Source organism: Natrarchaeobaculum aegyptiacum (assembly GCF_002156705.1).
In the GTDB taxonomy this organism is placed as follows: Archaea; Halobacteriota; Halobacteria; order Halobacteriales; family Natrialbaceae; genus Natrarchaeobaculum; species Natrarchaeobaculum aegyptiacum.
In genome coordinates this window covers 3,419,338-3,441,109 of record NZ_CP019893.1, presented here as the reverse complement: position 1 = coordinate 3,441,109, position 21,772 = coordinate 3,419,338, and the positions used below count along the sequence as shown (strand labels likewise).

Here is a 21,772-nt window from a genome sequence, read left to right as displayed (position 1 = left end):
CGTCTCAGTCGTCGGCAGACGACGCTGCTGGCTCGATCCCGACTTCGATCTCCGCGGCCGCAGCCTTGTACTCGGGAATCTTCGCTCGCTCGTCGAGGACGTCGTTCGTCAGCCGATTTGCGGAGGCGGCCGCGAAGTGGGGCGTCGTCCAGACCACGCCTTCCCTGGTATCGTCGGTAACCTGCGCTTCCACCGTGATCTCGCCACGCCGGGACGTGAGGACGACGTCCTGACCATCCTCGATGCCGTACCGGTCGGCGTCGGTCGGGTGGACGTCGACGAAGTTCTCCGGGGTCTGTCGGTTCAGCGTCGGTGATCGGCGACTCATCGTCCCTGTATTGTAGTGTTCCTCGAGACGGGCTGTCGTGAGGATCAGCGGGTACTCGTCGTCTGGCGTCTCTTCGGGAGGCTGGTGGGTGACCCCCTCGATCTGTCCCAGCCCGTTCTCGGTGTCGAACGCCTCCTCGTAGAGGAAGGGGTCGCCCTCGTCGCCGGGCTCGTAACACGGCCAGTGCAGTCCCTCCTCGTCGAGTGCGTCGTAGGTCATCCCGTGGTAGATCGGACAGACCTCCCGGAGTTCTTCGAACACGTCCTCGGGGTCGTCGAAGTCGAACAGCTCGTCGCCGTCGTCGAACAGCCGCGTCCCGACCTCTGAGAGGATCTCGAGGTCGTGTTTCGTGTTCTCGTGGACGTTTTCGACGCCGCGCATTCGCTGGACACGCCGGTCGGTGTTGGTGACGGTGCCGCCGCGTTCGGCCCAGGTCGTCGCTGGCAGGACGACGTCGGCGTACTCGACCGTCTCGGTCGGGAAGATGTCCTGAACGACGACGAACTCGAGGTTCTGAATTCGCTCTTCGACCCGGTTGGCGTCGGGCTCGCTCATTACGGGGTTTTCGCCCATCACGTACAGTCCCCTGACCGACTTCCCGAACTCGTGGGAGCACTCGACGTTGGTGAGCCCCGGCTCGTCGGGTACCTCGAACCCCCAGACTTCCTCGACCGATTCGCGGGCCTCGTCGTCGTCGACCAGCTGGTAGCCGGGCAAAACGTTCGGCATCGCACCGACGTCACAGGTCCCCTGAACGTTGTTCTGGCCACGCAGGGGGTTGACGCCGGTTCCGGGTCGGCCGAGGTTGCCCGTGATCAGCGCGAGGTTGATCTCGTTTTGCACGTTGTCGACGCCGCAGGCGTGCTGGCTCATCCCCATACCGGTGAAGATGGCGGCGTTGTCGGCCGTCGCGTACGCTTCGGCGGCTCGCTCGATGTCCTCGAGCGGGATGCCACACTCCTCGGCGGCGGACTTCTTGTCGAAGTCCACGAGCGTCTCGACGAGGTCCTCGAACCCCTCGGTTCGCTCTTCGACGAACTCCTCGTCGATCCAGCCGTCATCCGGGTGCTCCTCGTGGTGCTCGAGGATCGTCTTGAGGACGATATTCAGCAACGGAATGTCTGTCCCGGGGTTCAACTGGAGGTGCTGGTGGCGGTCCGTCTCGTCGATCTGGAATGACCGAGTCGTCTTGTTGGCGTGGGGATCGACCTGGATCACCGTCGCACCGTCGAGGACAGCCTGCCGGAAGTACTGGCTGTTGGCGATCGGGTGCTGTTCGCCCGGGTTCGCCCCCTGAATCCAGAACAGGTCACACTCCGCTTCAAGGTCGGCCATGCTGTTTGTCATCGCCCCCGCGCCGAGGCTCGTCCGGAGCGCCCAGACCGTCGAGGCGTGGCACATTCGCGTGCAGTTGTCGACGTTATTCGTCCCGTAGCGGCGGGCGAGCTTCTGAAGCAGGTAGTTTTCCTCGTTCATCGTCTTCGAGGAGCCGAAAAACCCCACCGCGTCGGGACCGTACTCCTCGCGAATGCGCTCGAGTTCGCTCACGACCAGGTCGGAGGCTTCCTCCCAGGTAGCTTCGCGGAACTCGCCGTCTTCCCTGATGAGTGGGTCGGTGAGCCGATCTTCGTGGGCAACGACCTCCGTCGCTGCGCCACCTTTGATACAGATCCGCCCCTCGTTTACCGGTGCGTCGCCCCACGGCACGAACTGGACGTCGCCCGGCTCTTCGCCCTGCTGGATCTGGATGCCACAGCCGACGCCACAGTATGGACAGATCGTTTTCACCGGCTCGTCGGTCTCATCCGTCGACATCGAGATCACCCATGTGAACGTTCGGCATAGTCTGTTGAAACCTCTCGTTCGACGGCCATGAAAGTTTCTCCAGGCACTCTCAGCAGGTCGACACGTCGCACCAGGGAACCGTCCACACGTTCTGATTCGGTACCAGTACGCATGGACCTCACAGAAGACGTGGTTGTGCGACTCGCCGGCGAGTACGCCGGTACCCACCCGTTCGTGACCGTCGAAAACGAACACTTCGAGCCCGTACCCAGAACGCTCGAAAATCGCGACGGGGCTGGCGCGATGGCGAGTGGGCTCCAGTGGTACTACCGGCGACGCCTCGATTCCGGCGCCGCTCGAGTAGACCTAGAACAGTCCGGAGATGCTGCTGTCGGCGTGCAGTTCCATGTCGGCGGCGGCCGGCTCCGACGGCAGCCCGGGCAGCGTGAGGACGTCTGCGGTCAACACCACGAGGAACCCGGCCCCTGCGGAGGGGTAAATCTCGTTTACCTCGAGCGTCCAGTCCTCGGGGACCCCCTTGCGGCTGGCTTCGTCGCTCAGGGAGTGGAATGTCTTGGAGATACAGATCGGGACGTCGTCGAAGCCGAGATTGGTGAGTCGTTCGATGTCGTCTTTGGCGTCGCTGTGGAACTCGACGCCGTCGGCACCGTAGATCTCGGTCGCGACGGTCTCGATCTTCTCCTCGATCGAGACGTCGAGGTCGTACAGCGGTTCGAACGCCGACTCGGCCTCGGCGGCCTCGACGAGGTGTTCGGCGAGTTCGAGACCCCCTTCGCCGCCGTCGGCGAAGACCGTCGACTCCGCAGCTGGCACGTCGAGTTCGTCCGCGCACTGCTCGATGACGGCCTCGATCTCTGCGTCGGTGTCCTGTGGGAACCGGTTGATGGCGACGACGACCGGAACGCCGAACTGCTGGAGGTTCCTGACGTGTTTTTCGAGGTTCTCGAATCCGTCGTAGACCGCGTCGACGTCTTCGTCCTCGAGGGCGTCGACGTCGGGCGGCCACATCTCTTTGCCGTGGTATTTCAGCGCGCGGACGGAAGCGACGATGGCGACGGCATCGGGTTCGACGTCACCGAACCGGGAGACGATGTCCATGAACTTCTCGGCCCCAAGGTCCGAGCCGAAGCCAGCCTCGGTGACGAGATACTCCGAGAGATGTGAGGCGACCTCGTCAGCGATCAGGGAGTTGGTGCCGTGGGCGATGTTCGCGAACGGGCCGCCGTGGACGAACGCCGGCGTCCCCTCGATCGTCTGGACGACGTTCGGTTTCAGGGCGTCTTTCAGGAGGATCGCGGCGGCGTCGGTCGCGCCGATGTCGTCGACGGTGATCGGATCGCCGTCCTCGTCGTAGGCGACGATGATCCGTGCGATGCGTTCCTTGAGGTCCTCGATCCCATCGGCGAGACAGAGGACGGCCATCAGTTCGGAGGCCGCCGTCAGGATGAACCCGTCCTCGCGGGGAACGCCGGTCACGTCGCCGCCAAGTCCGACGACGGTCTCGCGGAGAACGCGATCGTTCATGTCGATCGCACGCGGCCAGTTGACCCAGTTGACCGCGATGTCGAGGCCGTTGCCCTGTTTGATGTGGTTGTCCAGCATCGTCGCGATGAGGTTGTGCGCCGAGGTCAGTGCGTGGAGATCGCCGGTGAAGTGGAGGTTGATGTCCTCCATCGGGAGCACCTGCGAGTGGCCGCCACCGGCTGCCCCACCCTTGACGCCGAAGACAGGGCCGAGCGACGGCTCTCGGATCGCGACCAGTGCATCCTTCTCGAGCTGGTTCAGCGCCTGTCCGAGGCCGACCGTCGTCACCGTCTTCCCCTCGCCCAGCGGCGTCGGCGTCATCCCGGTCACGAGGATGGTTTTCCCGTCTGCATCACGTTCCTCGCGGAGCCGTTCGATCGCCTCGAGTTCGACTTTCGCTTTCCGTTCGCCCATCAACTGGAGGTCCTCTTGCTCGAGACCGTACGGCTCGACGACGTCGGTGATGTGGCTGGTGGTTACGGACTGTGCGATCTCGTAGTCTGACGGTATCGACTGCTCGCCCTCGTCTGAGCTCATGTGGAAGCCTTTCTTCGGTCCCGACATAAGTGTTGAAGCCACCCATAGGTTTCCGGATACGACGAGTTTGTCGTGGTAGCGCGGTGCGTGTTGCCCGGGCCGTGACCCTATTCGTCACCTCTCGACAAGACCTGTAACGCTCCCTACGACTTGTGGATCGGTACCACCTGTCACGAGCTTTATTGGCTGGCGTGTGAACCGTTCTGTCATGGAGTATCACGAGGCGATAAACAAGATGGAACGGCTTCGGCGACTCCGTCCCGAGATGGAGACGAAGACGACCGGAGCGATGCTTTCGTCCCTCGGTAACCCCCACGAGGACCTGCCGGCCGTCCAGATCGCCGGCTCGAACGGGAAAGGGAGCACAGCCCGACTACTCGAGCGCATTCTCCGCGAGACGGGCTACAGGGTCGGCTGTTACACCTCTCCTGACCTGAACGACCGACGAGAGCGCGTGAGAGTCGACGGACGCAAGATCCCGAAACGAGAGGTCGTCCGATTCGTCGAGACGATCTGGCCGTCGGTCGTCGACCGAACCGCCGACGGGGAGGCTCCGACGTTCTTCGAGGTCTGTACCGTCATGGCGCTGTGGCACTTCGCCCGTGAGGACGTCGACGTCGCCGTCCTCGAGGTCGGTATCGGCGGTCGCTACGACGCCACCAGCGTGGTCGATCCCGCTGCAGCAGCCGTCACGAGTGTCAGTCTCGAGCACACCGACATCCTCGGGTCGACGATCGAGGAGATCGCCCGCGACAAGGCACAGGTTGCACCGACCGACGCGCCGCTGGTGACCGGGGCCAGCGGGACGGCACTCGAGACGCTCGAGGCGGAAACCGACGTGCTCACGGTCGGCGACGAGGACGACGAGACTGTCGACGGTCCGCCGCCGGACGTCCACGCGACGGAGAACGGAATGGTTTCGACGACATCGTCTGCTCTCTCGCTGGTCGGTCCGGACTGGAACGTCGAGTGTCGGACGCCGTTGCTCGGTCCTCATCAGGCGATCAACGCCGGTATTGCCGCCACGCTCGCGAGACAGATCGCCGATCCCGGTGAAGACGAAATCGCGGCGGGAATCCGGAACGTCCACTGGCCGGGCCGATTCGAAGTGATGGACGACGAGCCACTGACCGTCATCGACGGCGCACACAACCCGGAGGCCTGTGAGACGCTCGCGACGGTCGTAGAGCGGTTCGAATACGACGACCTCTCCCTCGTTTTCGGCGCGTTACGGGAGAAAGACCACCGGGGAATGGTGCGTGCACTGCCCGATCCCGACCGGCTCTATCTCGCCACGCCGGACGTCGAACGAGGCCAGGCGACGGACGTGCTCGGGGTGGTCGCCGAGCGCGAGATCGAGAGTGTCGACGCCGGCGAGTACGAGTCCGTCCTCGTCGCGCTCGACCGGGCCCTCCGGGCCGCAGACCCGTCCGATTGCGTACTCGTGACGGGGTCGCTCGCCGTGGTCGCTGAAGCCCGCGACCGGTGGACGCGGACGCTCCAGCCGGTCCGGACGCCCACGGTCGAACGCGCTCGAGCGGCCCTGGATCGGGCCGACGTCCCGTCGTCGGCCTGTCGGGATCGGGTCGATCGACTTCCACACCGGACGTTCCGGTTTCACGTCCGTCAGAAGGAAGGTCGCGAACTCCGGACACTGATGGAGTCACTGGGCGGCACCTGTGCGGTCTCGGGTATCGAGGCGTCAGACCAGCACGTGGCGGTCGTCCTCGGCGGAACGCTTGCCCATTTCAAGGAGCTAACCGCGAAACTGCGCGGCCGGTCGATCGGTGGTCGCCAGCTCGCCCAGCAGGTGACCACCGCCCTCGGGATCGGGGCCGACGACCCACCGGACTACCAGTGGGGCGACGGGACGGCCGTGATGGGCATTCTGAACGTCACGCCCGACAGTTTCCACGACGGCGGTGAGTACGAGGCGATCGAAGACGCCCTCGTCCGCGCCGAGCAGATGGTGGCAGCAGGTGCGGACATCGTCGACGTCGGCGGCGAATCCACCAGACCGGGTGCCGAGCCGGTTCCCGCCGACGTCGAACGGGAGCGCGTCCTGCCGGTCGTCGAGCACCTCGACACTCTCGAGGCGACGGTCTCGATCGACACCCGGAAACCATCGGTGGCCGAGGCCACCCTCGAGGTGGGTGCGGACATGGTAAACGACGTCACCGGCCTGAGCGACGAGGCGATGCGCCGCGTCGTCGCCGACCACGGCGTGCCGGCAGTGCTCATGCACAGCCTCTCCGCGCCGGTCGATCCCGACTGCCGGTACGACTACGACGACGTCGTCGACGACGTCCTCGCGGACCTCACCGAACGCGTTCTGCTGGCCGAACGTGCGGGCATCGATCGCTCGAATCTCCTTGTCGATCCCGGTCTCGGCTTCGGGAAGACAGCCACCGAGAGCTTCGCGTTGCTCGATCGACTCGAGGAGTTCCGTGCGCTCGGCACGGGACTGGTGGTCGGCCACTCCCAGAAGTCGATGGTCGATGGCGTGGCACGAAACGACCGACTCGCGCCGACCGTGGCCGCAACGGCGCTTGCCACAGAACGGGGCGTCGACGTCGTCCGCGTCCACGACGTCGCCCCGAACGCGGCAGCGATCGCGACGGCCGAACGGACGACAGAGTAGCGATGGGAAACCACGTCTACTCACTACGTTGGTAGGTTGTGGAGCGGTTCGCGTTCCTGCCGACGAGTGGTCGACCAGTATGTGTCCACGCCCAATTCCTGCGCTTCAGGCACTCTCTCGAGCGATGGCGTCGTTTCCGCTGTCCACACTGCTCGCCGCTCGAGTCGAGTCGACGTCGCTCGTCCCATAACTAGAGTGGCATCTATACCGTCATTTAATATCCTGCGCGGCGGTCAGTATCGAACGAAGATGATACTATACGGTAACGTACCACAGTCGTGGACGGGAGTCGAACGGACCGGTGATCGACGATGAGCGACGAGATTCCCTCGAGTGCGGGGACAGTGATCATCGGCGCGGGTATCGTCGGGAACAGCCTCGCGTACCACCTCGCAAAGCAGGGTCGGGAGGACATCCTGTTGACGGACAAGGGGCCGCTCCCGGACCCCGGTGGCTCGACGGGCCACGCGTCGAACTTCCTCATGCCTGTCGAACACTCGAAGGAGATGACCCACCTCACCAGCCGGTCCATCGAGCAGTACGACGACATGGACACCTTTACCCAGAGCGGGGGGATCGAGGTCGCCCGGACCGACGAGCGGATGGCGGAGCTCGAGCGCCGCGTCCAGTCGGCCAAGGCATGGGGCGAGGAGGGGCGACTGCTCTCCGTCGAGGAGATCGAGGAGATGGTGCCGTACGTCAACACCGACATCGTCGAGGGTGGGTTCTACAGTCCCGGCGCCGGGACCTGTGATCCGCTCCGGGCCGGCGAGGTCATGCGGGCGCGTGCAGACGATGCGATCGACGGCGGGTTGACCCTCTCGCCGAACACGGAAGTGCTCGATCTACACGTCGAAGGCGGGGAGATCGAGGCCGTCGAAACCGACCGCGGAACCGTCGAGGCCGGCGAGGTCGTCATCGCCGCGGGGCTGTGGAGCCCCAAGATTGCACAGATGGCAGGCGTCGAGATCCCGCTGACGCCCGCCGTCCACCAGATGGTCAGCGTCGGGCCGATCTCCTTTTTCGAGGACTACGACGGGGAGATCTCCTTCCCCGTCGTCCGGGATATGGACACCCAGATGTACGAGCGCCAGCACGGCAACGATCTGGAGGTCGGCTCCTACCAGCACCGGCCGATCCTCTGGGACGTCGACGACGTGCCCTCGATCGACGAGGCACCGCTGTCGCCGACCCAGCCACCGCTGACCGACGACGCCTTCGAACAGTCGATGGAAGACGCCCTCGAGATCGTTCCCGAGTTGCTCGACGATCCGCAGGCCGGTGTCCGTCACGAGATCGACGGCCTGCTGTCGGTGACGCCGGACGGCGCGCCGCTGCTGGGCCCGCTGCAGGACGTCGAGGGGCTGTGGTCGTGTGCCGCGGTCTGGATCAAGGAAGCGCCGGCGATCGGCGAGGCGGTCGCTCAGTGGATGACGCGTGGCTGGTCGGACGTCGACCTCCACGGGGCGGACGTCAACCGCTTCTACGAGTACGGCACCTCCCGTGAGTTCGTCGAGAACCGTGGCCACGAGGGCTTCCAGAAGATCTACGGCATCGTTCACCCCGCAGAGCAGTGGCAGAGTTCGCGGCCGCTCCGCCAGAGTCCGTTCTACGATCGCCAGGAGGAGCTCGGTGCACGATTCTTCGAAGCCGCCGGCTGGGAACGGCCGCAGTGGTACACCTCCAACGAGGACCTCGTCCGAAAGTACAACGAGGAACTCGCAGGACTGCTCCGGGGCAACGAGTGGGACTCGCGGTGGTGGTCGCCGACCATCCTCGGCGAGCACCTCCACATGCGCGACCACGTCGCCATGGTCGGCGACATGGGCTTCGGAAAGTTCGACTTCGTCGGCTCGGACGTCGTCGAGTACATGGAGCAGATGGCCGTCGGTCGGACCGACGTCGACGTCGGCAAGACGGTCTACACGCCGATCCTCGCGGAAAACGGCGGCTTCGTCTCCGACCTGACGATCGCCCGTCTCGGGCCCGAACACTATCGCGTCATCACGGGCGGTGCTGCGGCGGGCTCCGACCGCGCGTGGTTCACGAGCCACATTCAGGACGACGACGACGTGCAACTGATCGACAGGTCGGAGTCGCTGTGTACGCTCGGCGTCTGGGGCCCCGACGCTCGCGCAGTCGTCGACTCGGTCACCGAGGAGGATATGTCCCACGAGGCGTTCCCGCCCTATACCGCCCAGGAGATCACCGTCGGCGAGGTCGACGCCTGGGCGATGCGCCTCTCCTACGTCGGCGAACTCGGCTGGGAGATTTACGCACCCGCGGCCACGGGCGGCCGCCTCTGGGACACCATCGCCGAGGCCGGCGAGGAGTACGACATCCGGCCCGTCGGCATGGGCGTCTACGGAACGACCGGCCGCATGGAGAAAGGCTACCGGCTCTTCGGCCACGAACTCGAGCTCGAGTACGACCCTGCCGAAGCCGGGCTCACCTTCCACGGCGTCAAAGAAGCCGACTTCATCGGGAAGGAGGCCTACGCCGAGTCGATCGAGGAGGACAACGCCGCCACGCTCTGTACGCTCTCGGTCGACGATCACACCTCCGAGTCGGGCGAGCGCCGGTTCATGCTGGGCAACGAACCGGTCCTCGACGACGAGGGCGACGTGATCGTCGACAGGGAGGGGCGCGAATCCTACGTCACGAGCGCGGGAACCGGCCCGAGTGTGGGCAAACACCTGCTGATGGCCTACCTCCCGCCGGAGTACGCCGAAGAGGGCCAACAGCTACAGGTCGAGTACATGGGTGAACAGTACCCGGTGACCGTCGAGGTCGCCGGCAGCCGACCGCTGTTCGATCCGGAGAACGAACGAATCCGTAGCTAGCCATGAACGTACTCTCCTGTGTCAAGCGCGTCCCGAACACCGGTGCAAAGATCGTCCTGACCGAGGACAACCAGCGAATCGACACGAGTAACCTCGGATTTACGATGAGCCCACACGAGGAGTGTGCCATCGAAGAGGCTGTCCAGCTGGCCGAGGACCACGGTGGCTCGGCACACGTCCTCACGCTCGGCCCCGAGGAGGCAACCGAACAGCTTCGGACCGGACTCGCCATGCAGGCCGACGAGGCGACGCTGCTCGAGTCCGGCGGTGAGGAGTGGGGGCCGCGAGCGACTGCGAACGCGATCGCCGACGTCATCGACGATCTCGAGGATGAATTCGGTGCGTTCGATCTCCTGTTGTTCGGCAACGAGTCGGCCGACATGGGCAACTGCCAGGTCGGCGTCCGCCTCGCGCGTCGGCTCGGCCTGCCCTGCGTGACCGGTATCAGGTCCCTCGATGTCGATGACGGGGTGGCCGTCGCGAAACGAGAGATCTCCGGCGGTGAAGAGGTCTACGAGGTCGACCTCCCGGCCGTCGTCACGGTCAAAGAGGGGATCAACGAACCCAGATACGCCTCCATGCGCGCCAAGATGCAGGCGCGTCGCAAGGAGGTTAGCCGTCGCGAGCCGACCGGCGAAGCCGGACCCGGAACCTTCGAGAAGATCAGGCTCGAGGCGCCCGAAACGGACGACTCGCCGGCAGAAATACTGGGCGAGGGCGTCGATGCAGCGCCAGCCATCGTCGAGGTCCTCGCGTCGGAGGTGGAGATCCTGTGATCCTCTCGTTCGTCGAACACGAGAGCGGCGTTCCGGACGAACTCTCCCTCGAGAGCCTGACCATGGCACGAGAGATTGCAACCGGGACGGGCGAGCCGCTCGAGGCGGCCGTCCTCGGCGCTGAAGGCGGCGCGCTGGCGGACGAGCTCGGACCCTACGGTGTCGAGGAGGTCCACCACGTCGTCCACGATCGACTCGACGGCGAGGGCTACGCCCCGCAGGCGTGGGGCGAGAGCATCGCCCAGCTCGCCGCCGACCTCGACGCTGGGACCGTCACTGGCCCGTCGACAGACCGCGGCCACGAGGTGCTCGCCCACGCCGGTGCAACCCTCGACGCGCCGATGGCGACGAACTGTACCGCGGTCGACGTCGACAACGGTGCGTACGAACTCGAGCGCAACCGCTGGGGTGGGAGCCTGATCGAACACGCCCGTCTCGAGGGCGAGCCGACGCTCGTGACTGCCGCGGAACACGAATATCCCGTGGAAGAAGCCGACGCCGCTGTCGAGCCGGCGGTCAGCGAGTTCTCGCCGTCGCTTCCCGACACAGCCTTCGCCGTCCAGCTCGATCGGGTCGAGACGTCCGACGAGGAGGGAATCGCCCTCGGTGAGGCCCGGGTCGTGGTCGGCGGCGGCCGTGGAGTCGGTAACCCGGACGATTACGACCAGCTCGAGACGCTGGCCGACCTGCTCGACGGAACCGTCGGTGCCTCCCGCGCCGCGGTCAACGAGGGCTGGCGTCCCCACGACGACCAGATCGGCCAGACCGGCGCGAAGATCAGCCCCGATATCTACATCGCCTGCGGGATCAGCGGCGCCATCCAGCACATGGTTGGCTGTAAGGGTGCAGAGAACATCCTCGCGATCAACACCGATCCCGAGGCAGCGATCATCCAGAAGGCCGATTACGCGGTCATCGGCGACCTCCACGACGTCGTGCCGGCGCTCAACGAGGAACTGGAGGAGCGATCCTGATCCGTTCCGGTCCTCGATTTAGCCCCCGTCCTCGCGAAGCCACTCGACGACCTCGTCCGGGTCGGCGTCGAGTCCTCCGCCCTGTGCAACCGTCGGGCCGCCGCCACCGCCCCCGCCGAAGGCGTCGGTGACGTCGTCGATTACCTCCCCAGCGTCGACCGCGCCGGTCGAGGCTATCACCACGGACGGTGCGCCGTCCGTGCCGACAGTCGCGACGACGTCCGGCCGTCCGGGGTCGTCGATGGCCTCCTGTGCCGCCTCGCTCACCGCGTTTGGATCGAATCGCTCGAGCGTTCCGACCGCCCACGTCGCGCCGTCCCGCTGGACGGTCGGGAGCTCCGTGAGCCGGGCGTCCAGTATCTCCCGCCGGAGGTCCTCGAGTTCGCCCTCGAGGGTGTCGCGTTCGTCCTGCATTCGGTCAACGGCGTCGGGAAGCTCCGTGGGTGGAACGCCGGCCTGCTGACTCGCCCGTCGTGTGGCGGCCTGGACGCGTGCGGTTCGATCGATCGCCGACGGGCCGACCGCAAATTCGACGCGCGTGACGCCCTCACCGGGATTCGATCGGTCGAGTACCCGGATCGGTCCGATCCGCCGCGTGTTGTCGACGTGGGTGCCGCCGCAGGCAGCGACGTCCCACGGTTCGTTGCCGTCTCCGGTTTCGAGCCCCTCGATCGTCGTCGAACCGACGGTTACCACCCGGATCTCCCGGTCGGCAGTCGACATCGCCTCCGCTTCCGTCTTCTCGTTGAACGCGATTCCGTCGAGGTCGCGGGCCTCGTCGGCCGCCAGTCGCTTCCAGGTCACCGGGCGAGCATCCCAGACCGCGCGATTCGCGAGTCTCCCGAGTTCCACGAGCGCCGAATCGTCGATCGGCTCGGCCGTCGTCAGGTCCACGCGGACCTTCTCCGGCCCGATGTCGAAGCCGGCGTACCCGAGGTCGTCGAACAGCCGGCGGCCGGCACCGTAGACGACGTGACTCGCCGTGTGAGCGCGCATACAGTAGGTCCGGAACGCGTCGTCGATCGTGCAGTCGACCTCGTCACCGGGCGAAAACGCCGGTTCCGACTCGAGGGTGTGTACTACCGTTCCGTCCCGCGTTTCCACGTCCGCGACCTCGAGGCCGTCGATCGTGCCGCGATCCGCCGGCTGTCCGCCGCCTTCGGGGTAGAAGTAGGTCTCCTCGAGGGTAACTTCACGACCCTCGATCGATTCGACCGTCGTTTCGAACTCCCGCACGTCGGGTGATCCCGGGGCGTGTGTTTTCGTCATGCACACGAATCGGTCGTGCGAATCAAAAAAGGCACCCGGTCTGGACGGTCCTGATACCTTCGGGCTTTCCCGACGTTGGTTCCGGAGTAATGGAGGCAGTGGTCTCACCGGCCGCTCCAGTGAACGCCGATACGCGGCCAGAATCGTCACAACCGGTTAGCCGCGTTCGGTCGTCTTCACGACGACCACGCACAGTCGGTGCGTAAACGAGGCGTGAAGTTCGCTCGCCCGGCCCGATCCACAACCGTTCATGCAGGCAACACGATGTGGTTCTAATTACAAACGTACGACCGTAATTCAGAGCGTGTCAGATCAACTGTGTCTGGTTCGTGGTCAGGAGGACGATCGGTATCGAGATCTGCCTGATAAACAGCATACATGTGATACTGGTAGCCCGCCTGCAAAGCCGTTTACGAATCTCGTCCGAAACAAGATTTGTATCATCTCCGTCACGACCTGTTTGTTTTAGTTTCGGCTGATTAAGGGTCCGAAACGTCTTCCTCGAACGGCGTTCCAGGCGGTGTGACATCCTCCCCGTCGTGAACGGAGAGGGAGCGAACCTCCCTCAAGCAGTCGGGCGTAGCCCGACGACGACGGGGCTTCCCCTACGAGGGGAATCCGATCTGGCAGGTTTCAGTCCTGGTAAGCCGTGACCGTCATCTGCGAGGGTTTCTCGCTCGGCTCGCGGTGGACTGTGGCGCTGTCACGGGCGCTCCCATTCCGTGGCGAGTCATTCCGTTCCGGTTTCCACGGAACGCTCTCTCCCCACGGATCAACGCGGCCAGCGATATTTGCTGCCGCGTTCACGTCAGCGTGGAATACCGATACGTGGCAATCGTCGTTCTGGCACCGGAAATCGTCACCGTTGTGACTCCCGATGTGGCCGCACTCGTGGCACGTCTGCGATGTGTAGGCCGCGTTGACGAACTCGACTGGGATACGAACTGCCCGTAGTCCAGCGACTCACGGATGTACGTCAGGTCCTCAAGCACGATCACGGTGTCCTCGAAGGACTCAGCGTACTCGACGGCTTCGCGGGACGCCTTCTCGACGATATCCGTGAGCGCGTTCTGGAAGTGATCGAAGCGTATGTCCACCCGCCACTCGGCGGCGTCACGCTCCTGAAGTCGCTTCAGCGTCGTGTGAATCTCTTTTCTGAGGTGCCGGACCCGATTGCCACTCTCGATCATCGGTTTCCGTGGCAAATCGCGTTTGAGGGCACAGCCCGTAATCAACGCGCTCTCACCGATTTCGAAACCGATGTACGTAGGATCGTCCGATTCGGTCGGTTCGTCGACCGAGTATTCGACGGTGACGTGTAACTCCCACGACGTGCGGTGTCGCTGAAGTCGAAGTTCGACCGCTTCAGCGTCGTCGTTTAGCAGATGGCGGTGTTTAGTTCGGGTATGATGAGGTGAGGCGGTGGCAGTGTTCGGCGCCTATGCCTGAAACTGCCCGCCTCAGGGGATCCAGTGGATGGATCGACGTGGAGTTTGTGCAGCGCGAGCGGACACCGCGTGAGTTGATGGCGCTCGGTATTCGACTCCATCTGGGCAAACTATCGATTTCGTATACAGCTCGAGAAATAGAAAAGTCGGTGTCGACCGGAGTCGAAAAGCCGTCCACGACTGGGTTCACAAAGCTGATCTTTTCCCGGTTGAGGGTGCTGAACCAGCCACGGTCGCGCTCGACGAGACAGTGATCTGGATCGACGGGCAGCAGTACTGGCTGTACGCTGCGGTCGATCCAGCAACGAACCGATTTCTGCACGTTCGGCCGTATTCGGCCCGTACGACCGCCCTCACCGAGATGTGTCTTGCGGAACTCATGGAGAAACACGACGTCGAAGACGCGCTCTTTCTCGTCGATTCAGGAGCCGGCTGTACGCAGCACTCCACCGCCGCGGTCTCGAGTTTCGGTACGAACGACACGATGATCGAAACGCCATCGGACGTGTTTATAGAACGGTAAAACGCCGAAAATCTTCGTTTTCTAACTCGTTCAGCCACGTCGATCCAGCAACAACTGATTCGTGGTTGCAAGCCTTTGCCCGCTGGCACACTGAGACAAACTAAACACGACGACTCGGATCGGCCGAAAATATATAAAATCGGACGAGTTCGCTGTATTACCTCCAAAAATATACGTTCGATCCCGTTTCGCTCGCCGTGGCGTTCGTACTGAACCGTGAGGTCACGTCGCTCGAGTGCGGTCTGGAGCCACGGGGCGAACTCGACGAAAATGGGGGTCTCGACGTCGCGTTCCTCCTCGAGTTCGCCGAGGAAGCGTTCGGTCAGTTGCGCCATTCGGGCCGAATACACCGAACGTACGGGATTTCGTTGGTTTCTGGACCGACCGTCTCGTCCGGCCAGTGCTGCTGGCCGTGGATCCAGAATACTGTCTCCTCGAGCGCAACCGTGTCAGGGCTGGCTCCGGATGTCGGCCCGAGATCGGCCGTGTGCACCCAGTCGTGGACGGCTTTGTGACTCCGACCGACGCTACGTCTCTCGAGTTCTCGAACAGTGTACGAAAGTGATCGTACGCCGAGGTGAAGTGGAACACCGAGCACCGTCACCTTCCGTGGCATCCGCTCTCGCTCCACGACGTCCGCGTCGTTTCTTGGACTGTCGTCGCCACTGCACGTCAGTGCACATCTGATCGCCGGACGGACCAGCGATTGGTGTGTAAATCGCTGGAGTTGTTACGTAGTTCCCCCGAGGCGGACAGTTTCAGGCATTGGCGCCGAACACTGCCATCGCCTCACCTCTCTCTGTCCACACTGACCACCGCCCACGTACCGGGGCAAACAACTTTACCGCCAGGTGTGGCCCGCCCGACCATGAGTCGACACACAGACGGCGGCGGGGACGAACCGCTTCGAATCGGTCTCAACGGGTTCGGTCGCGTCGGACGGAGCCTGCTGCGTGCATCGCTGGCCGACGACAACGTCGACATCGTGGCTGTCAACGACGTGATGGACGACGACGACATGGAGTACCTGTTTCGGTACGACTCGGTCCACGGACGGATGCCCGGCGTCTCCCGCGAGGGGTCTATCCTCCACGTCAGCGGGCAGGAGATTCAGTTGCTCTCCGAACCCACGCCAGCGGATCTCCCGTGGGACGACCTCGAGGTAGACGTGGCTTTCGAGGCGACGGGCCTGTTTCGAACCCGTGAGGAGGCCGCAGACCACCTCGAGGCTGGCGCAGACAAGGTAATAATCTCGGCACCGCCGAAAGGCGAGAAACCGGTTCCGATGTTCGTCTACGGCGTCAATCACGAGGAGTACGATGGCGCGGACGTCATCTCGAACGCCTCGTGTACGACGAACTCCGTCGCGCCGGTCCTGCAGGTGCTCGACGAGGAGTTCGGCATCGTCTCGGGCGTTCTCATGACTGTCCACGCCTACACGGGGAGTCAGGGGCTGGTCGACGGCCCGATGGACAAACGACGTCGCGGGCGCGCTGCTGCAGAGAACATCGTCCCGACGACGACCGGTGCGGCGAACTCGACGATCGACGTCCTCCCGGGTCTCGAGGGCAAACTCGACGGGATGGCGATGCGCGTTCCGGTCCCGAACGGCTCGATCACCGACATCACGGTCAACGTCGAAGCCGACATCACGAGGGAGGAACTGCTCGAGGCGATCCGGGAGGCAGCGGACGACGGGCTCGCTGGCGTCCTCGGCTACACCGACGACGAGATCGTCTCCCGGGATATTGTTGGACTCCCCTTCGCTTCCTACGTCGACCTCGAGTCGGCGATGGTCGTCGCCAACGACATCGTCAAAGTGCTGGCCTGGTACGACAACGAGTACGGCTTCTCGACGCAGATGATCGAGCTCGCACAGTACGTCGCCACCGAATCGGACACGATCGACGCGACGGGTGCCGTCCCGCACTGACGTGATCGATCGCGCTCCGACACACCGATACACAGACGTCCCGACACAGCCCGACTGATCTATGACGACGTTCCAGACCATCGACGACATAGAGCCCGGACAGCGATTGCTCGTCCGCATCGACGTCAACGCGCCCGTCGACGACGGCGTCGTACAGGACGACCGCCGGTTCGCCCGTCACGCCGAGACGATCCGCGAACTGCTCACAGATGACCACGCGATCACTCTCCTCGCCCATCAGGGCCGACCCGGCCGCGAGACGTTCGTCTCGCTCGCACAGCACGCGGAGATCCTCGCCGACCACCTCGACCGGCCCGTCGATTTCGTTCCAGACACTGTCGGCGAGCAAGCACGTGCGGCGATCGAGGACCTCGAATCCGGTGACGTGCTCCTCCTCGAGAACGTCCGGATGTGCGACGGAGAACTGCCAGAAGAAGAGCCGGCCGTCAAGGCCGACACCGACCTCGTGGGGACGCTCGCCGACGAATTCGACGCGTACGTGAACGATGCGTATCCGACGGCTCATCGGTCACACGCCTCGATCGTCGGCTTTCCGGTCGTGATGGACGCCTACGCCGGCCGGGTGATGGAACAGGAGTACACGGCGAACACCGCCGTCCGGGGTCGCTCGTTCGACGGGCCGGTGACGATGATTCTCGGCGGCACGAAAGCCGAGGACGTCATTCCCGTCGTCGAGCGACTCGCGGAGGAGGTCGACCGGTTCTGTCTCGGCGGCGTCGTCGGCGAACTGTTCCTTCGCGCTTCGGGTCACGACCTCGGCTACGACGTCGACGGAACCGAACTGTTCGACCACCAGTGGGCGGACCACGGCGAGACCGTCGAGCGACTGCTCTCCGAATATGGCGAGAAGATCGCACTCCCGACGGACCTGGCCTCCGAAGGCGGGGCCGAGGGTGAGGGCGAGGGCCCGCGAGTGGAGACGCCGGTCGACGAGATCACGAAAGAGACCTCGTATCTCGACGTCGGCAGTGAGACGATCGAACGCTACACCGACCTCGTCGCCGAGTCCGGGGCCGTCTACGTCAAGGGTGCGCCCGGCGTCTTCGAAGACGAGCGATTCGCCGACGGAACCGTCGAGATCCTCTCGGCCATCGCCGACGCCGACTGTGTCTCCGTGGTCGGCGGGGGCGACACGGCACACGCCATCGAACTGTACGACCTCGCGGCGGACGACTTCACGCGCGTCTCGATCGCCGGGGGTGCGTACGTCCGTGCACTGACCGGGGAGTCGCTCCCCGGGATCGAGGCGCTCGAGGAGGCCGCTCGATAGTATCTCGCGACCATTCCTCGGAGATCTGTGTGGTGTTACCGCACAGTTCGTGAGAGACGCCCTCCCCCGACACCAGTTGACAAACAGCTAGGTAAATGAGACAGACCAGCCGGATTTAAGGCCTGACGCAACGGAAACTCACACATGTCCGAAACCCGTGCGGAGCCGCGGACTGCAGAGGACATCCCCGATCCAACACGCGCGTCGAACGTGCGCTACGATCCTTCTCTCGAGGAATTACGCGAACTCGCGTCCGACGACGAACGGACGACGGAGTTCGGCTCGCCGGCCTACGTCAGCGAATTTCGATCGCGGAGCGCCGACGAGACGAAGACGGCGGTCGACGAGGAGTTCACCGCCGCTGACGAGGCGCTGCTCACGGACGCCGTCGATGCAGCCACGAGTCGCGAGATGGTCTGTCTCGACCGACTCGTCGGTCGCCACCCGGAGGCGACGTTCTGCTGTCGGCTCTACGTCCCGACCGACTACGCTCGCATCGCGCTCTCGTGGGCGAACCTGTTCGAGCCGAGCGACGGTCGCGAGCCGGATTTCGTGACCGTTCAGGATCCCGATTACGAGGAGACCGCCATCCGGGTGCTCCCCGACGAGGGCTTTACGGCAGTCCTGGGCAGCGATTACACGGGCGAGGCAAAGAAGTCCTTCCTCCGGCTGTTCATGTACAGAGTGAAACAGCAGGGCGGCCTCGGCCTGCACGCCGGGAGCAAGCGCGTCCGCGTCGAAGACGACGACGGCGACCTCCGGGACGTCGGACAGGTCTTCCTCGGCCTCTCGGCGACCGGCAAGTCGACGCTCACGTCCCACGGCCTCTGGCTCGAGGAACCGGAGGAAGCCGTCATGGTTCAGGACGACGTCTGTGCGTTGCTTCCCGACGGCTCCGTCGCCGGTAGTGAGGGCGAGGGCCTGTTCATCAAGACGATCGGTCTCGACGAGGACGAACAGCCGGGCCTCTACCGCGCGGCGACCCACGAGTCGGCCGTCCTCGAGAACGTCGCCGTCGACGACGATGGCAGCGTCGACTTCGACGACGACCAGTACACCGCCAACGCGCGAGCGATCGTCCGGCGCGACCAGCTCGACAGCGCGGCCGCGGAAATCGACCTGGAGCGGGTCGACCAGGTCTTTTTCATCACGCGCAACCCGCTGATGCCGCCGGTCGCGAAGCTCGACGAGGACGAGGCTGCAGCCGCGTTCATGCTCGGCGAGTCGATCGAGACGAGCGCGGGTGATCCCTCGCGCGCCGGCGAATCCATCCGCGTGGTCGGGACGAACCCCTTCATCGTCGGCTCACCGGGTGAGGAGGGCAACCGGTTTCGTGACCTCATCGCCGACCTCGAGGTCGACTGTTTCGTCATCAACACGGGATACGTCGGCGACGAGACAGTCGACGTCGGCGTGCGCGAATCTGTGACGATTCTCACGGAACTGGCGCGGGGAACGGTCGAGTGGACGGACGACGACCGAACTGGGCTGACGGTTCCGGCCTCGGTTCCGGGACTCGACGTCGAGCAGTTCCGCGTCCCGGATCACGTCGAAGACTACGACGAGGCCGCGTCAGCCCTTCGCGAGGAGCGTCTGGAGTACCTCGAGTCGTTCGACGACCTCGACGACGACGTCGTCGGGGCGACGTACTGACCGATCGGCCGCGATCGACTGCTGGCGGTATCGCGCGATTTCGTCTGGTAGCGATCCTGCCCGTCGCAAGTTCAGGCGGTGATTTTACGTGCGAGGTGTGGTACGGGACCACATGAAGGTGACTCGACAGCTCGTCATCGAGGTCGATCGTCGCGAGGTACCAGTGGGGACGTCGGTGCGCGTTCGAGTTCGAGACGGAGCCCACAGGCCGGTCGAGAATGCGACCGTCGACGTTGGATCCAGGCGAACGCGGACGGATTCGCGAGGGCTGTGTGAAGTCGACGTCCGCTCACCCGGATTCTGGAAGCTCACCGCGCGGAAGTCGCCGACGGATCGAGTCTCCTATCGGTCGACGACCGGCCTGATTCGCGCGGTTCCACGATCGACGCTCGAGCGGTCGGGACCGCGGCTGACGCCGGGGCTGGCGTAGCCACAGTCACGCTCGGGGCACGATGAGCTCGCGACCACCCGGTCAGGGCCGGTCGTCGAAGACGAGAACGTCCGTGTCAGTCGGCGCTGGATACCCGTCGGGCGTCCGAAACCCGGCCGCGTCGGCGTTGAACTCGACACGGTCACCGTCTACGTCTCGGATTCCGTGCGTACAGCTGCCGCGAAATGTATCCTCGTCGTCGTGGACGGGGGCAACCACGAACAGGGTCGATTCGTCGACAGCACCGACCTCGAGGTCGCCGTCGACCGTAACCAGGTCACCCCCGAACGACAGGCTGGGCTCTCGGACGGGGACGTCTTCGATCAGTGTGGCGTCGACGGTCGCTCGTTCGTCGACGATCTCGGCCTCGACGTCCTCGACCGACTCGAGGTCGGCGTCTTCGCGGACGAAGTAGCGCCAGGTCGCGTTCGCCGGTACGTACGTCCCAGCCCGTGAGCTGGACGTGAGTTCGGTCCCTTCTGCATCGAGGAGCCGGTGTTCGACGGTCAGCCCACCGTGTGGGACCGACTCGGTGTTTTCGACATCGACGCGCACCCACGGCGTCTCTTCGCCGCCTCCGTTCGAAAAGTACGGTGCAGTCAGGACGTTCGCGTCCACGACGGTCGCGGACGCGATCCGATCTGGTCGATCTGATCGATCCGATTCGCCCGTATCGTCTCTCTCGCCGGATCGCTCTCCTGTCACACAGCCCGCCATCCCGACCACCCCAGTCGTCGCGACGAGCACCTGTCGACGACGCATACCTTACGATCGAGGTACACACAATCAAATCTTCCGGCCTGCCGCCATCGCCGTCCGATTTCGATCGATTCCCGGGCCCAGCTCGGGTCGAACCGGGCGTCCACTGCACCCTCACGAAACGTTATAGGTTCGCGCACGGATAGTCACGGTCGATGCACGAAGAACTCGAGACCACGATCGTGGAGTTTGACGAGGAAACCGGCGTCGGGACGATCACGATGAATCGACCGGACGCGCTGAACGCCCTCAGCAGCCAGCTTCGCGCGGACATCGTTGCGGGGCTGGAGCTACTGGAAGAACAGAACGAGGCTGCAGGCGAACTCGTCCTCCGGGCCGTCGTTCTCGAGGGTTCCGAGGGCAATTTCTGTGCCGGGGCCGACATCAACGAATTCAGCGACGCCTCACCGGGCGGCTCCTCCGAGCGCAGTCACTACGAGGTCATCCGGGACTTCCCGGCACCGGTGATCGCCAAAATCGAGGGCTACTGTCTCGGTGGCGGGCTCGAGACGGCTCTGTCCTGTGACGTCCGGATCGCCCACGAAGAGGCACGACTCGGCCTTCCCGAGGTCAACCTCGGCATCATTCCCGGTGCCGGCGGCGTCCAGATGATCTCTTCGCTGGCCGGTCCGGCTGCAGCAATGGAAGTCGCGATGACGGGCGATCATCTCCCGGCCGACGAGGCCGAGGACCTCGGCATCGTCAACAGGGTCTACGGTGACGACTTCGACGACGACGTGACCGAGTTCGCCGAGGAGATCGCCTCGAAACCGCCGCTCGCGATCCAGGCGATCAAGAAATCCGCCCGGATGGCCACCCAGGCGGGACTCACAGAAGGAATCACCTACGACCAGCAGCAGTTCGGCGAGTTGCTCCAGACCGAAGACCACGCCGAAGGCGCACGCGGGTTCGCAGAAGACGACTACGAGCCAGAGTTCAAGGGCCGGTAGGTCCGACCGACCACTGTTCTCGATTTTCGACCGGGTCGGCACTTCCAGAGAAATCCCATCGAGTCGTCTCGAGTCACCACCGACAGA

Annotated in this window: 13 protein-coding genes and 2 pseudogenes; 10 read left to right on the top strand and 5 right to left on the bottom strand. The window is 64.4% G+C overall.

Annotated elements, in window-relative coordinates:
- Positions 1 to 4: 4 nt before the first annotated feature.
- Positions 5 to 2,143 carry a formate dehydrogenase subunit alpha gene (gene fdhF, locus B1756_RS16605; RefSeq protein ID WP_086890233.1) on the bottom strand — a complete coding sequence of 713 codons (2,139 nt, stop codon included), beginning with the start codon at positions 2,141 to 2,143 and terminating at the stop codon, positions 5 to 7.
- A 336-nt stretch (positions 2,144 to 2,479) separates the two neighbouring features.
- On the bottom strand, positions 2,480 to 4,195 hold the full coding sequence (locus B1756_RS16600; protein ID WP_086889561.1) for a formate--tetrahydrofolate ligase: 1,716 nt from the start codon (positions 4,193 to 4,195) through the stop codon (positions 2,480 to 2,482).
- Between the two features lie 208 nt (positions 4,196 to 4,403).
- Here B1756_RS16600 and folP point away from each other — a divergent pair, with 208 nt between their 5' ends.
- From folP to B1756_RS16580, 4 genes are all read left to right on the top strand, one after another.
- Positions 4,404 to 6,836, top strand: coding sequence for a dihydropteroate synthase (gene folP, locus B1756_RS16595; protein ID WP_086889560.1), 2,433 nt, complete (start codon positions 4,404 to 4,406; stop codon positions 6,834 to 6,836).
- Between the two features lie 311 nt (positions 6,837 to 7,147).
- Positions 7,148 to 9,679: a GcvT family protein gene (locus B1756_RS16590; protein WP_086889559.1), complete on the top strand. Its 2,532-nt coding sequence runs from the start codon at positions 7,148 to 7,150 to the stop codon at positions 9,677 to 9,679.
- Positions 9,680 to 9,681: 2 nt separating this feature from the next.
- Positions 9,682 to 10,455: an electron transfer flavoprotein subunit beta/FixA family protein gene (locus tag B1756_RS16585; protein WP_086889558.1), complete on the top strand. Its 774-nt coding sequence runs from the start codon at positions 9,682 to 9,684 to the stop codon at positions 10,453 to 10,455.
- Positions 10,452 to 11,429, top strand: a complete 978-nt coding sequence (locus tag B1756_RS16580) for an electron transfer flavoprotein subunit alpha/FixB family protein (RefSeq protein ID WP_086889557.1) — start codon at positions 10,452 to 10,454, stop codon at positions 11,427 to 11,429. Before B1756_RS16585 ends, B1756_RS16580 begins: the two co-directional genes overlap by 4 nt.
- 18 nt (positions 11,430 to 11,447) lie before the next feature.
- Here B1756_RS16580 and B1756_RS16575 read toward each other — a convergent pair whose 3' ends face one another.
- Both B1756_RS16575 and B1756_RS16570 read right to left on the bottom strand, forming a co-directional pair.
- Positions 11,448 to 12,698: an alanyl-tRNA editing protein gene (locus tag B1756_RS16575; protein WP_086889556.1), complete on the bottom strand. Its 1,251-nt coding sequence runs from the start codon at positions 12,696 to 12,698 to the stop codon at positions 11,448 to 11,450.
- A gap of 633 nt (positions 12,699 to 13,331) precedes the next feature.
- Positions 13,332 to 14,083, bottom strand: a pseudogene (locus B1756_RS16570) (zinc ribbon domain-containing protein); the annotation flags it as partial.
- Positions 14,084 to 14,139: 56 nt separating this feature from the next.
- Here B1756_RS16570 and B1756_RS16565 point away from each other — a divergent pair.
- The 5 genes and pseudogenes from B1756_RS16565 (at position 14,140) to B1756_RS16540 (ending at position 19,976) form a co-directional block, all read left to right on the top strand.
- Positions 14,140 to 14,773: pseudogene (locus B1756_RS16565) on the top strand (IS6 family transposase).
- Between the two features lie 764 nt (positions 14,774 to 15,537).
- Positions 15,538 to 16,602: a type I glyceraldehyde-3-phosphate dehydrogenase gene (gene gap, locus B1756_RS16555; protein ID WP_086889554.1), complete on the top strand. Its 1,065-nt coding sequence runs from the start codon at positions 15,538 to 15,540 to the stop codon at positions 16,600 to 16,602.
- A 61-nt stretch (positions 16,603 to 16,663) separates the two neighbouring features.
- Entirely contained in the window at positions 16,664 to 17,893 is a 1,230-nt protein-coding gene (locus B1756_RS16550; RefSeq protein WP_086889553.1) for a phosphoglycerate kinase, read from the top strand.
- A 144-nt stretch (positions 17,894 to 18,037) separates the two neighbouring features.
- The gene (locus B1756_RS16545; protein ID WP_086889552.1) at positions 18,038 to 19,546 is read left to right on the top strand and encodes a phosphoenolpyruvate carboxykinase (ATP); all 1,509 of its coding nucleotides are present in this window, start codon (positions 18,038 to 18,040) and stop codon (positions 19,544 to 19,546) included.
- Between the two features lie 112 nt (positions 19,547 to 19,658).
- Positions 19,659 to 19,976 (top strand): hypothetical protein, encoded by a 318-nt coding sequence (locus B1756_RS16540; protein ID WP_086889551.1) that lies wholly within the window; start codon positions 19,659 to 19,661, stop codon positions 19,974 to 19,976.
- A gap of 42 nt (positions 19,977 to 20,018) precedes the next feature.
- On the opposite strand, the gene B1756_RS16535 is transcribed toward B1756_RS16540, so the two are convergent.
- Positions 20,019 to 20,738: a hypothetical protein gene (locus B1756_RS16535; RefSeq protein WP_086889550.1), complete on the bottom strand. Its 720-nt coding sequence runs from the start codon at positions 20,736 to 20,738 to the stop codon at positions 20,019 to 20,021.
- 152 nt (positions 20,739 to 20,890) lie between these two features.
- Here B1756_RS16535 and B1756_RS16530 point away from each other — a divergent pair, with 152 nt between their 5' ends.
- Positions 20,891 to 21,685 carry an enoyl-CoA hydratase/isomerase family protein gene (locus B1756_RS16530; protein WP_086889549.1) on the top strand — a complete coding sequence of 265 codons (795 nt, stop codon included), beginning with the start codon at positions 20,891 to 20,893 and terminating at the stop codon, positions 21,683 to 21,685.
- Positions 21,686 to 21,772: the final 87 nt, after the last annotated feature.

What these genes read in the sequence shown, in the direction of transcription:
- fdhF (WP_086890233.1), bottom strand. Translation starts at nt 2,143, where the DNA reads ATGTCGACGGATGAGACCGACGAGCCGGTGAAAACGATCTGTCCATAC.
- B1756_RS16600 (WP_086889561.1), bottom strand. Translation starts at nt 4,195, where the DNA reads ATGAGCTCAGACGAGGGCGAGCAGTCGATACCGTCAGACTACGAGATC.
- folP (WP_086889560.1), top strand. Translation starts at nt 4,404, where the DNA reads ATGGAGTATCACGAGGCGATAAACAAGATGGAACGGCTTCGGCGACTC.
- B1756_RS16590 (WP_086889559.1), top strand. Translation starts at nt 7,148, where the DNA reads ATGAGCGACGAGATTCCCTCGAGTGCGGGGACAGTGATCATCGGCGCG.
- B1756_RS16585 (WP_086889558.1), top strand. Translation starts at nt 9,682, where the DNA reads ATGAACGTACTCTCCTGTGTCAAGCGCGTCCCGAACACCGGTGCAAAG.
- B1756_RS16575 (WP_086889556.1), bottom strand. Translation starts at nt 12,698, where the DNA reads ATGACGAAAACACACGCCCCGGGATCACCCGACGTGCGGGAGTTCGAA.
- gap (WP_086889554.1), top strand. Translation starts at nt 15,538, where the DNA reads ATGAGTCGACACACAGACGGCGGCGGGGACGAACCGCTTCGAATCGGT.
- B1756_RS16550 (WP_086889553.1), top strand. Translation starts at nt 16,664, where the DNA reads ATGACGACGTTCCAGACCATCGACGACATAGAGCCCGGACAGCGATTG.
- B1756_RS16545 (WP_086889552.1), top strand. Translation starts at nt 18,038, where the DNA reads ATGTCCGAAACCCGTGCGGAGCCGCGGACTGCAGAGGACATCCCCGAT.
- B1756_RS16540 (WP_086889551.1), top strand. Translation starts at nt 19,659, where the DNA reads ATGAAGGTGACTCGACAGCTCGTCATCGAGGTCGATCGTCGCGAGGTA.
- B1756_RS16535 (WP_086889550.1), bottom strand. Translation starts at nt 20,738, where the DNA reads ATGCGTCGTCGACAGGTGCTCGTCGCGACGACTGGGGTGGTCGGGATG.
- B1756_RS16530 (WP_086889549.1), top strand. Translation starts at nt 20,891, where the DNA reads ATGCACGAAGAACTCGAGACCACGATCGTGGAGTTTGACGAGGAAACC.